The organism is Acinetobacter sp. RW6 (assembly GCF_041956835.1).
Taxonomy (GTDB): Bacteria; Pseudomonadota; Gammaproteobacteria; order Pseudomonadales; family Moraxellaceae; genus Acinetobacter; species Acinetobacter calcoaceticus.
On sequence record NZ_CP167121.1, the window covers coordinates 2,833,383 to 2,846,476 of the forward strand.

Genomic DNA, 13,094 nt, shown 5'->3' on the forward strand with positions numbered 1-13,094 from the left:
CATACCGTCAGCCCGACAAAGGATTTTTGTTACTTTTTATCCTCTTAAAAAGTAAAGATACGCCTATAAATCCAATATTGGCTAATGCACAGTCATTATAAGGCTGTGCTAAGTTTATCGATTTATGAAGCAATCAAATTTCGAAGTACATAATGCAAAATACCACCGGCCTTAAAGTACTCGACCTCATTTAACGTATCAATTCGGCACAACACATTAAAATGACTCGCTACCCCATCCGGTCTTTTTACATCAACTTCAAGAATTTGATGAGGTTGAATCCCGTCCAGTAAACCACGGATTGATATCACTTCATGACCAGTTAAATTAAGAGATTGACGAGTTTGCCCATCAACAAACTGTAATGGTAATACTCCCATACCAACTAGGTTTGAACGATGGATACGCTCAAAACTCTCTGCAATCACTGCTTTCACACCTAATAAATTTGTTCCTTTTGCAGCCCAGTCCCGTGAAGAACCTGTTCCGTATTCCTTACCTGCAATAATCACAAGAGGTGTGTTTTCTTGTTGGTAAAGCATTGCTGCATCATAAATGGCAAGCTTTTCACCACTTGGAATGTAAATAGTATTACCACCCTCTTCACCACCAAGCATTTCATTTTTAATACGAATGTTGGCGAAAGTTCCTCGCATCATCACTTCATGATTACCACGTCGAGAGCCATAAGAGTTAAAGTCTTTTGGATCGACCCCTTGCTCTTGTAAATACCGCCCCGCAGGACTATCTTTTTTGATATTTCCCGCTGGTGAAATATGGTCGGTTGTGACCGAGTCACCTAAAACAGCCAAAATACGCGCCTGTTCAATATTTTTAATTGGTTTCGGTGGCTCTCCAATTCCTTCAAAGAAAGGAGGATGGCGAATATAAGTCGAGTCATCAGCCCATTCATAGGTTTTGCTCTTTGGAATCTGAATCGCTTGCCAACTCGCATCACCATCAAAGACCGCAGCATATTCTTTATGGAACATCTCTGTATTTACTTTCTGCAAGACAACGTCAATTTCTGCCTGACTTGGCCAGATATCTTTTAAATAGACGGGCTGTCCATCTTTGCCCTCACCAAGAGGCTCTGTTGTCAGGTCGGTACGAATATTCCCAACCAAACCATAAGCCACAACAAGAGGCGGTGAAGCTAACCAATTGGTTTTAACTAATGGATGTACACGTCCTTCAAAATTACGGTTACCAGAAAGTACAGATGCAACATTCAAATCATGACATTGAATTGCATCTTCGACTGGCTCGGGTAATGGGCCTGAGTTACCAATACAGGTTGTACAGCCATACCCCACCAAGTTATAACCCAACTCATCTAAATAAGGCGTAAGCCCAGCAGCCAACAAATAATCAGTCACGACCTTAGAACCAGGTGCCAGAGAGCTTTTCACCCAAGGTTTTCTTTGTAAGCCTTTTTCAATGGCTTTTTTAGCAAGCAAGCCCGCCGCCAACATCACGCTTGGGTTAGAGGTATTGGTACAAGAGGTAATCGCAGAAATAACAACATCCCCATGAGTCAGAGGGTATTCCTGCCCTTCAATCACGCAAGATGGACTTTCATGTTGAATATTTGCTTTTTTTGCCTCTACAGCAGTACCACCACCTTCATTTTCTAGACGTTCTTTTGCTTCTTTTGCTGGTTTTAGTGTTAACTCCATGAGTGCATTAAACGTTTTAGGCACTTCAGATAACAGCACTCGGTCTTGCGGGCGTTTTGGTCCAGCCAAACTTGCTTGTACCGTGGTCATGTCTAAACTTAAAGTATCAGTAAAAACAGGTTCATCACCTGCATTTCGCCATAAACCTTGAGCTTTACTATAGGCTTCAACGAGTTCAATACGGTCTTCATGACGCCCTGTCAGTTTTAGGTATCCTATAGTCACTTCATCTATTGGAAAGAAACCACAGGTTGCACCATATTCTGGTGCCATATTGGCAATTGTTGCACGGTCAGCAAGAGGCAAATCTGCCAAACCATCTCCATAGAACTCTACAAATTTACCCACCACACCTTTTTGGCGAAGCATTTGAGTAATAGTGAGTACCAAGTCTGTTGCTGTAATACCTTCTGGTAATTTTCCTGTAAGTTTAAAACCGATGACTTCAGGAATAAGCATAGAGATGGGTTGGCCCAACATTGCTGCTTCAGCCTCAATACCGCCTACGCCCCAACCTAAAACACCCAAGCCATTAATCATGGTCGTATGTGAGTCTGTTCCCACTAAGGTGTCAGGAAAAGCAAACGTTTTACCTTCATCTTCTCCTAACCACACTGCTTGGGCCAAATATTCTAAATTGACCTGATGGCAAATCCCCGTACCTGGCGGCACTACACTAAAATTATTAAATGCCGACTGTCCCCAACGTAGAAATTGATATCGTTCGCCATTACGCTGCATTTCAATATGTACGTTTTCTTCAAAAGCCTGATCATCCGCAAAATAGTCAACCATCACAGAGTGGTCGATCACCAAATCGACAGGAGATAAGGGGTTAATCTTCTCTGGGTCTCCACCAGCTTGAGCCATGGCTGCTCGCATTGCTGCCAAATCGACTACAGCAGGTACCCCTGTAAAATCCTGCATTAAAACTCGAGCAGGTCGATATTGAATTTCCTGTTCAGAACCTTTAGTTTTTAACCATTCTGCTAAGGCATAGATGTGTTCAGTTTTAACGCTAAGTTGGTCTTCGAACCGTAATAAGTTTTCCAATAATACTTTTAAAGATTTCGGTAGTTTGGCAATATCCCCTAGCATTTTCTCTGCTTGGGCTAAGCTAAAAATCTGATAATTGCTGGAACCTACTGTTAGCGTCTGTAAAGCATTAAAACTATTGATATTGCTATACTTAGCCATTGGGTTATCCTCCCATGTCTGGCAATGTTATTTTTCACGTTTTTACATGTTGTTTTCTTACTTTAAGCTTCTTTTCTAATCGCTGTGTTTTGTTTTAGTTACTATTTCTAATCTTTGATTTTTATTACGATAATTTCAACGCCGAGAGCGAGTTTCCCCAAAGCTGTACGGCCAAATCTGACGCTGATATGTTTAGGTTTTCTGCCAAACTTTGCAAAACATAAGGTAAATTAACTGGGGTATTACGGGTACGCTCCTCAGTTGAGGTTTGGCAACAAAGTGGGGTCATATCGGGACAATCCGTTTCAATCACCAAGTGCTCTGCACCTATAGCCTGCACAACCGTATGAAGTTTTTTTGCGTTCGGGTTAGTAATTTGCCCAGTCACACCAATTTTGAACCCAAGTTTAATTAAGCCTTTCGCTTCTTCCACTCCACCACTAAAAGCATGGGCAATTCCACCCAGTTTAAATTTCTGAGCTTTTAATATTGCGAGTACATCACCATGTGCTTTTCTAATATGAAGAAGCACTGGTTTTTGATATTGGGTTGCAAGCTCTAACTGATCAGCAAAATATTGTTTTTGCTTCGCATAGATATCTGGCTGCTTATGCTCTTTTAAGAAAGTATCTAAACCAATTTCACCTACTGCCACACATTCTTCTTTCTGTAAAATTTGCTCAAGATGAGAAAGATGTTCTGGTTGATGTTGCTCAATATAAAATGGATGTAAGCCGGGTGCTAAATATGAAGTCGGTACATTTTCCCAGCTCTTTAACTGATGATGGGTTTGTAGCAATTCATCAAAACGTGACTGCACAAAACCAATTAATACCAACGCATCAACCCCAGCTTTTTTGGCATTAAGCGCTAACTGTTGCCGATCTTCATCAAAATCGGCAACATCAAAATGCGTATGTGTATCAAACAGACGCATTAGCTTCCACTTTTTGCAACAGGTGCTGAAGCTGGTTGCGACTTAGGCTGCGGCAAATACTCTTTTTTCAAGACTTCCTGTAATTGATCATACGGAATGACTAATCGAGGTAATCCAACCACATATGGTCCAATTTCATATTCACCATATTGAAGGATTAAACCTTGTTCGCCTAATAAGAAATTATCGGATAATTTAAATGGCCAAGCTTGTTCATAATCACCGACATTATCAGCCAGTTTAGAGTCTGTAACCCAAGTCTTAAAGGCTTCATGCGCCAACTTCTCTAACGCTGCTTTTTGCTGTGGACGTAACAAGTCTTCAAGCTTGATCTGCTTTTGTTCTTTTAAATCAAAATTATAATAATGCTGTGCAGCAGAACCATGGGCACCACCCAAATAGCTACTGCTATTTAGTACAACAGTGACCACTTTACCTTGAGCCTGCAAAATCTTAGGTTTAACTAAAAGATTAATTTGATGACTACTACTTAAAGCTTTTAATTCATTATCCAGACCAATAAATGAATTCGCATAACGTTGAACCTGTGCATCAAAGCTATTTTTTTGCTCTACACCCGCAACTGCTGAAGCTTCTGTTTTTTGATCTGGTTGCTTCACTTTAGCATCGGGTTCAGCAATCTCTAAAATTTGATCAAGAGTTTTTAAAATTTGCTGATCTACAATTTTATCAATAAATGGAAAATTACTCTGTAAACGCTCAACTGTAAATTCGGGACAAGTTTTACCATCACAATCAGGTAAAGCAACCTTACTCGGAATTGTTTCACCCTTCAAAGTCAGCTCTACTGGCTTTTGTTCCTCAACTGCTGGTTTCTGCTGTTCTTGAGAATCCTTAGGATCGGCTTTAGGTTGGCATGCCACCAAAAATATAGCCGAAGCAAGCAAAGTTAATCGCAGTGAAACTTTAGAAGATAACATCATATTTTGCCTTTTATTCTAAGGAGATTACGCAGAGCCTTTTCTAAGAAATTAGCGCATATAAATAGAGGTTGCAAATTCTGCTACCATCTTAAAACATTTGTTCATAAACCTCGGGTTGTAATATTTTTTTTGTTTGTTCTGTAGATAAATAAATATCGAGCTGTGGTGCCTCTTTTGTAATTTGGTTTGCCTGATAATGCAGTCCAATGCCTTCACCATCAAAGAACCAATCCGCTTGCCCCCAATATAAAGTTTTTGGTGCTTCTTTTTTTATCTCAACAGTCTGCTTTTTTAACCAGTCTTGATAAGCTACCTGCACCATTTGATGCATAGCTGTTTGCTGATCCTTTTTTAAAACATCTAACAAACTTAAACTTTTATGCAATTTTCGATCGGCCACAAAAAAGTAATAACGATCTTTAATCGTGAGCTCTTCTTGCTTGGTATCAAGCCCCAATTGCAATAAAACATATTGATTACGCTGCGAAGCAATACGTGTATGAAGATGCAATTCATAAGCCCGATTCTTTGAATATTTATCTTGCCATTCATCAGACTTTTTTACATAGGCATTAATCGCCTGCTGCAAGCTTAAGTCTTTTTTCAAATCAATTTGATCTTGGATCACTTTTGTCTGACTTTTGGCGATCCAGTCATTTATCCATGCGTCTTGAGTTTTTATCGTTTGAATATCAACATCAATACAATTTTTCTTCTCACAAAATGGCAAAGCATAATCGGCTTTTACTTCTTGTAAGTTGAGAAATGGCAGTACTTCAGCTTTTTCAATATTTTGAGTTTGGGTACCTGCTAGTTTCGTTTGAGAAGATGATGAAGACTGAGAGCTTTTCCAGACAAAAATAGAAATAGCAGAAATTAATGTTACGACTGCAACCACCAGCGCAATAATTGTCTTTTTACTCAAGTTCATTTCATCATCCTTTTTTATTTTTCAAAACAAAACAGCTTCTATTCGAAGCTGTTTGTCACATTAAAATGATCAGTGTTCACGTGTGTTACGGAACTGAATATCAGGCCAACGCTCTTGCATAATCTGCAAGTTCACTCGGCTTGGAGCAAGATACGTTAAGTGTCCACCACCATCTATAGAAAGTTGGTCATGTGCTTTCTTTTTAAATTCATTCAGAATTTTTTCGTCATCACAGTGAATCCAACGAACTGTATTAACGCTTACAGGCTCATAAACACAGTCAACCTTATATTCTTCTTTCAAACGATAAGCAACCACGTCAAACTGGAGCACACCTACAGCACCCACAATCAAGTCATTGCTGATTTGCGGCATAAATACCTGAGTCGCCCCTTCTTCAGACAACTCTTTCAAACCTTTTTGCAATTGTTTTGACTTTAATGGATCTCTTAAACGCACACGACGGAACATCTCTGGCGCAAAGTGAGGAATACCTGTGAAGTGCAGATTTTCACCACTTGTGAAAGTATCACCAATTTGAATCGTGCCATGGTTATGTAAACCAATAATATCGCCCGGCCACGCTTCTTCTAAATGTTCACGCTCACCAGCAAGGAATGTCAAAGCATCACTAATGCGGACATCTTTACCAAGACGCACGTGGTTCATCTTTAAACCTTTTTCATATTTACCAGAGCAAATACGCATGAAGGCAATACGGTCACGGTGTTTCGGGTCCATGTTGGCTTGAATTTTAAATACAAAACCAGAAAAACCTTCTTCTTTCGCGTCAACCACACGCTCTTGTGTAGGGTGCGCTTTAGGTTCAGGTGCCCAGCCCATGAAAGCATCTAGTACATGGTCAACACCAAAGTTGCCTAATGCCGTACCAAATAGAACCGGAGTTTGTTTACCTTGTAAAAATAATTCGCGGTCTAATGGCTCATTCGCCATTTGTACGAGCTCAAGCGACTCTTCAAAAGATGCCCAAGCCAAATCACCTACTTTTTCACGAATATCAGCATGATCATAGCCATCACGCACTTCAATATCTGTAATGGTTGAACCAAAACCTGCTTTATAGACATACAATTTATTTTCAATAATGTTGTATACACCAGCAAAATCACGGCCCATTCCTAATGGCCATGTAATAGGTACACAGCGGATATTGAGGACATTTTCAATTTCATCAAGTAACTCAAGTGGCTCACGAATCTCACGGTCCATCTTGTTTACGAATGAAATGATAGGCGTGTCACGCATACGACACACTTCCATCAATTTGATGGTACGTTCTTCGACACCTTTTGCACCATCAATCACCATTAACGCAGAGTCAACTGCGGTTAAGGTACGATACGTATCTTCCGAGAAATCTTCATGTCCCGGTGTATCGAGTAAGTTAATGGTATGACCTTTATAAGGGAACTGCATAACAGACGTGGTAATAGAAATTCCACGCTCTTTTTCCATTTCCATCCAGTCAGATGTAGCTGCGCGGTCAGATTTACGGCTTTTTACCATCCCTGCAACCTGAATTGCTTTACCCCATAACAGTAATTTCTCTGTCATGGTGGTTTTACCGGCATCGGGGTGGGAAATGATGGCAAATGTGCGGCGTTGAGCAACCTGTGCCGCTAACTCATCTTTAAAACTCATGAAATACACCTACTGCGGAGATTGCAGTGCCAAAGATCTAAAGTCGATCAAAATAAAAATTGGCGTAATTGTAGCAGATTTATAGAACTGTTTAATGATTGTTGATATGCCATCAGTCACTCATAAGATTTTCGAACATTTTTTGAGAATACAACTTCGCTCATTAGAGATTTTACAATCAAAAAAGCCCATCCGCTTGTGGATGGGCTTTCTTAGGACTTAGCAGAATATCTTAAGCTAGTTTCTTTTCTTCAATAAATTGCACATCGGCAATTTGTACATCCCAGAACTCATTCCATAATGCACAATAATCAATACATAGCTTAGTTAAGCCTTCATAATCATCTTTTGTAATTGCTTGCGCTAAGGCAAACCAGAGGTCATCCTGATGGTCATCATCAGCGGCCTCAGATGTTTCATCGGTAGATACACCATGTACATGGTAATATCCGCCACCTTCAACATCGATATTCACAAATTTGGTCGCTTGACGTAATGGAGGGCTAAAAAGAATAACCTCTTCTTCGGCAACTGCTAACAATGCAACTACATTGATATAACTATCATAAGAAGATTCTAAAAATGAGCGAACCTGATCTGCGGCTTGTGAAGCCTTATAATTACGGCGATCATCTTCCGTTAGACCATAATCATTAAGTAAATCTTCATACAATGGATAATGAGCATATTCAGGATTCCCCAAATAATAATCATCTTTACCTAATCCCGGTCTAAAACCGAATTCATCAAGTACATTTAAACTTAATAATACCCGTGGAAACATTTTAGCTCCAGAATGGAGTTTTGGTTCCAGTTGTTTTGTTTGGAACTGCGCTTGTAATAAAGCATCAGTAAAAATCTGTACAATTGCATGACGATATTCTAAATGAATATGAATTAAAGTATCCTTATCTAGATAACCATGATTTAACATTTCAATTGCAGGATGTTTACAAACTGGTAATTCTGCAATTTTATTTCTTAACTGTTTGAGAAATTTTAAATTTTCTTCCCATTGTTTTGCAGGAATACTATTTTTCATCCCCTGCAATGCTTTTTCTCGTGGATTATTAAAATCTTCAAATTTTTTTGACATAATCATTCTCAATAAAAAGTTTTTTCTTATAGTTAAGTTGGGGATTCCCTTTATTTCAATTTGCATTCAGTTGCTAAAATAAAATCCATATACCCATCCTTAACAACCTGATATTATGTCTATTAACTCAACAAATCAATGGATTAATTAATAATATTTAAAAAAGTAAATTATTGCCAACTAAATACATAAAATATTATTTTTTAAGGTTAACCAAACTATTGAATAAATATAGTTTTTTAAATATTATAAAATAAGTTTTATTTAAGCTTTAACACTTACAATAGCAAAGTTAATCAAAAATATTCGCGACGGTGAACCCGATGACAAAAAGAGAAAATATTATAACAACAGCAACATCCCTTTTTAACCAGAAGAGCTATACATCTGTTGGTGTTGATAAGATTATTGCTGAGTCCAATGTGGCAAAAATGACTTTTTATAAGTACTTTTCTTCTAAAGAAAACTTAATTGAAGAGTGTCTTCATGAAAGAAATTTAGAAATACAATCTTCAATATTAGGAAAAATTAATAATATTAACAGTCCTTTAATTAGACTTAAAAGCATTTTTAACTGGTATATCGACTGGATTAATACAGAGGATTTCAATGGTTGTTTATTTAAAAAAGCCACCATTGAAGTGCTACAACTGTACCCATCTATTAAAGATCAGGTTAATAAATATCGAGAATGGATTTACAAATTGGTTTTCTCAACATTTTTAGAATTAGAAATTAAAGATGCCCATACACTTACCAGTCTTTTCCTTAATATTATTGATGGCATCATTATTGATGGCACAATAAATAAATCAAAAATTAATTCTGAACAAACATGGTCTTATATAATAAAGCTTATTAATTTTGAAGAAACTCAAGCGTGTTCCGCCGCTTAATATATCAATTTAATAGTTTTAGGTGTTTTGTAGAAGAATTAAAATATCATTAAAAAAACGAGTAGAGCATGAATTACAGCTCTACTGATAAAATCTATCTAACTTTTTATTACAACCCTATAAAAGCAAAGCCCCTGCTAGTTTAAACACAGGAGCTGCTCTCATTTGCTTTATTTTAATTTTATAATCTATATAAATTTAATGAGTTTTAATCAGCGGTTTATTAAGAACAACTAAACCTTTACTACTTATAACTATGCACATTTATATATTATTAATCCACCGTGATATTCTTTAAGAAATACTCCAATAACGCATCTCTATCATCCACACTGTTTTCACCTAAAAGCTGAACCATAGCCCCATCCACCACAAATAAAAACATGTGTGCATCTTCTTTTGAGGCCTCTGAGTTCTTTGTTAAAAGCAGTCTATAAATCTCGCTAATGAGCCAGTTTCTGTACTCAACCACTACTTGATAGGCCTTTGGGTAATGCTTTTCAATTTCAAAAATAGCTTTAAATGGCAGATGGTAAAGGCCTTCTAAATCTGCATGTAAGAAGTAAATTTTGCGGAGTTTTTCAATTACGGTTAAGTCTTTCTGAACATAGATGATTGAAAGCACCTCTTGTTTTAAACCATCTTTTTGAAAGGTTAAGCTCATTTCAATGAGCCTTTCTTTTGAGTGAAAGTAATTATAAAAGGTAGCTTTGGGGAGTTTTGCTGCTTCAATAATTCGGTCTACCCCGACTTTGTGAAAACCATAATTATTAAAAAGATATCTTGCAGAATGAAGCACGCTTAAAGCACGAAATGGGAGATCTAAATGTTGCATAGTTTTACCGTTATAAAAATAAGTTCTTGTTGTGTATCAATGAGATAAAACTGCCTAGGCTCTTGTTTTAAGCAAAAAAAGGCATGCAAAGGCCCTCGAAAGACTGCCTCAGCGCATCTCAAGTTTTATTGTTGATATGATTTTTTTGGTCGTGACGAGCTACTGCTTGAAAACCCAAAGGTCATCAAACCGCGCTATAGACTAGTCTGGAGGTATAAAAATAGAATGCATAGCCAACTCCTTTAGATTGGGAGTTCTGCCAAAGCATTAATCTAGAATTATGGTGGCAGAACGAGCAAGGGTTAGCAGACTGATAGTAAGAATCAGCACACCCGAAGGTGTCCCTCACTCGCCCTACCGCAACAAGCGAGGGACGATTGATAACATAAGACTACTCCTCAGAAGGAATAATCTGATGCTCTTACTATGCGGTCTGCTAAAACCGGCTGGCAATGTAGGCCAGCTTGCCAAGGATAATCTGAGAGTTTACAGGTGTCAATGTAGAATTTATGACAAGTTATTAAATTTCTTATTGTTTTTCATTAGATTAACTTAATTATTATTTTAAATATTATATATAATAAAATAATTTAAATTGAAAATTTATTGAGAAATCAGTCATCAGTCGTTTAGAAAGTTGGAGTAGCCTAATCTATCTATTAAGACTAAGCAGAATGAGCACCTTGAGACTCAATGAGCTGATCGACCTGAACAGGCATTCCCAATAAATAACCTTGGAATTGCTGACATCCTAAACGGGTTAAAATCTCAACCTGCTGCTGAGTTTCCACCCCTTCTGCCGTTACGGTTAAACCTAACTTTTTCGCTAAATGAATAATACTTTCTAGAATAACTTCTTCTTTTGAACCCGGTTTTAAATCAACAATAAAGCCACGGTCAATTTTCAATTCATCTACGGGTAAATCTTTTAAATACAAGAAGCTCGAATGCCCTGTTCCAAAATCATCAATGGCAACACGAATTCCCATGTCACGTAACCGCTCACAAGCTCTGATACTCAAGTCTATATGCCGCATTGCAGTTGATTCAGTAATTTCAACAATTAAGTGATGAGGTTGAATTTGATATTTTTTTAATAATGCTTCGAGTGTACTAAATAGCTTTTTATTTTCAAATTGTAGTGCCGATAAGTTCACAGCGACTGGATAAAATGGCGTGTTACTCCGCTCCCACTCCTGAATTTGCAGGCAAGCTTGCTCAAGCGCCCAATATCCCATTGGAATGATCAAACCCGTTTTTTCCGCACCTTCAATGAACATATGCGGAGTAAGTATTCCTAAAGCTGGGTGATTCCAACGGATTAATGCCTCAACCCCACAAACTTCAAGATTGGTATTAAATTTTGGTTGGTAATATAAGATGAACTGTTTTTCTTCTACAGCTTTATAAAGATCATTGATCAGTTTCGACTGACTTCTGGTTTCTTGTTGATGGGTTGAGTAACTAAAGATGGTATACGTATTTCGGCCTTGTTCCTTAGACATGAGCATGGCGGCATCAGCATTCATGAGTAAGTCCTGAACATTCTGTCCATGCTCAGGAAAGAGTGCCACACCCAAACTTGCAGAAATATTAATTTCCTTGCCAGAAATTTGATAGCTTTCCTGAATCAGTTGTAAAACCTTCTCGGCTAAAACAACCGCTTCGTCTGCATTTGTATTTTCTGCAATAAGCAAAAACTCATCACCACCAATTCTAAGCAGCTTACATTTTTCATTGAGTTGCCAATGCAAACGGTTCGCCATTTGAATGAGTAATTGATCACCGATATGATGCCCAAAAGCATCGTTGACCGATTTAAATCGATCTAAATCAATATATAAAAAAGCAATTTTCTGGTCTTTATAGCGATGATCTGAAAGTAATACTTCTGCATAATCAACTAAGTAAAGACGGTTTGGCAGTTTAGTTAAATTATCTTGTATAGAAAGATTAGCTAATTCTTTATTTGCCTTACGCAACTCTAAATTTTGTTGAGTAAGCCGCTGTTCCAACATCGCGACAATAAAACTTGCGACCAGTACCAAACATGTGACCAAGATAATCGTAAATAATAATAGGTCATGTTCAGCCTGATATTGGCTAATAAATTTATCAGTAATATTCGTCGCAATGAGCGCCGTATAGTGCATTCCCATAATACTTAAGGTCATCATAACCGAAAAGGCAATTTTTAAAGTTAAGCGATGACGTTCGGTATCTTTTAATTTATAGGCTAATAAAAATGCCAGCCCTGAACCGCTCATCGCTATTAATACAGAAAATAATAGCAAGAAAGAGGTGTAATCTTTTTTATAGATATTAATATTCCAGCCCAACATACTAATGTAATATGAAGCTGAAATTCCGATTCCCATAATAATAGAACTTAAAATGAGCCGGAATAAAGGTAGCGTAAAACGTGAAGTCAACCACATGGCAATGCACGATAGCAAAGCACTAATGGCAAATGAAACAGTAATTAAAGGAATATTCGAGTTGACTGTTTCAAACAGATGATAAGCTTGTATACCAATAATATGAACAATGCTAATTGCTGATGCGAGTAATAATCCATTGATAAATAAAATTAAAAACTCAAATTTTTTATAGACTTGCTTGAATATTAATTGTTCCATGGAAATCACGAGATAGCAAATGAGGCCAGCTGCAATAAAAGAGCCGACGATCAATGTGCTATCGTAATCAACATGACCCATAGTGGACTTCCATGATTATTCAATACTTTTTTTTATTTTGTTCAACTCATTGCCCAAAATACAATTAAACATGTTAAAGAAATTTTAGTAAATTTGACTTATTCAGTCAGTTATAAACAATAACATTATCTATCTTTTGGTCAAGTATTTTTTACTTTATAAATCAATAGACTAAATAAAAAATAAGCAGCCAATTA

The 13,094-nt window shown here is 37.4% G+C and carries 9 protein-coding genes; 1 reads left to right on the forward strand and 8 read right to left on the reverse strand.

Annotation, left to right across the window (positions count from 1 at the left end; genetic code table 11):
• Positions 1-122: 122 nt before the first annotated feature.
• The 6 genes from acnA to ACB088_RS13440 all read right to left on the reverse strand — a co-directional run bounded on the left by acnA (position 123) and on the right by ACB088_RS13440 (position 8,446).
• Positions 123-2,876, reverse strand: a complete 2,754-nt coding sequence (gene acnA, locus ACB088_RS13415; RefSeq protein WP_133747647.1) for an aconitate hydratase AcnA — start codon at positions 2,874-2,876, stop codon at positions 123-125.
• 124 nt (positions 2,877-3,000) lie between these two features.
• Positions 3,001-3,813 carry a TatD family hydrolase gene (locus ACB088_RS13420; RefSeq protein ID WP_375037210.1) on the reverse strand — a complete coding sequence of 271 codons (813 nt, stop codon included), beginning with the start codon at positions 3,811-3,813 and terminating at the stop codon, positions 3,001-3,003.
• Entirely contained in the window at positions 3,813-4,754 is a 942-nt protein-coding gene (locus ACB088_RS13425; RefSeq protein WP_375038809.1) for an RsiV family protein, read from the reverse strand. Before ACB088_RS13425 ends, ACB088_RS13420 begins: the two co-directional genes overlap by 1 nt.
• A gap of 91 nt (positions 4,755-4,845) precedes the next feature.
• On the reverse strand, positions 4,846-5,688 hold the full coding sequence (locus ACB088_RS13430) for a hypothetical protein (protein ID WP_375037211.1): 843 nt from the start codon (positions 5,686-5,688) through the stop codon (positions 4,846-4,848).
• A 69-nt stretch (positions 5,689-5,757) separates the two neighbouring features.
• The gene (locus ACB088_RS13435; protein WP_005044796.1) at positions 5,758-7,350 is read right to left on the reverse strand and encodes a peptide chain release factor 3; all 1,593 of its coding nucleotides are present in this window, start codon (positions 7,348-7,350) and stop codon (positions 5,758-5,760) included.
• A 232-nt stretch (positions 7,351-7,582) separates the two neighbouring features.
• Positions 7,583-8,446 carry a hypothetical protein gene (locus ACB088_RS13440; RefSeq protein WP_375037212.1) on the reverse strand — a complete coding sequence of 288 codons (864 nt, stop codon included), beginning with the start codon at positions 8,444-8,446 and terminating at the stop codon, positions 7,583-7,585.
• A 323-nt stretch (positions 8,447-8,769) separates the two neighbouring features.
• Between ACB088_RS13440 and ACB088_RS13445 the strand changes: the two genes are divergently transcribed.
• Positions 8,770-9,342: a TetR/AcrR family transcriptional regulator gene (locus ACB088_RS13445; RefSeq protein WP_375037213.1), complete on the forward strand. Its 573-nt coding sequence runs from the start codon at positions 8,770-8,772 to the stop codon at positions 9,340-9,342.
• Positions 9,343-9,616: 274 nt separating this feature from the next.
• Here the strand turns inward: ACB088_RS13445 and ACB088_RS13450 are convergent, their stop codons facing one another.
• Together ACB088_RS13450 and ACB088_RS13455 are read right to left on the reverse strand one after the other, a co-directional pair.
• The gene (locus ACB088_RS13450) at positions 9,617-10,177 is read right to left on the reverse strand and encodes a TetR/AcrR family transcriptional regulator (protein WP_375037214.1); all 561 of its coding nucleotides are present in this window, start codon (positions 10,175-10,177) and stop codon (positions 9,617-9,619) included.
• Positions 10,178-10,842: 665 nt separating this feature from the next.
• Entirely contained in the window at positions 10,843-12,897 is a 2,055-nt protein-coding gene (locus ACB088_RS13455; RefSeq protein ID WP_199990076.1) for a GGDEF domain-containing phosphodiesterase, read from the reverse strand.
• Between the last annotated feature and the right edge of the window lie 197 nt (positions 12,898-13,094).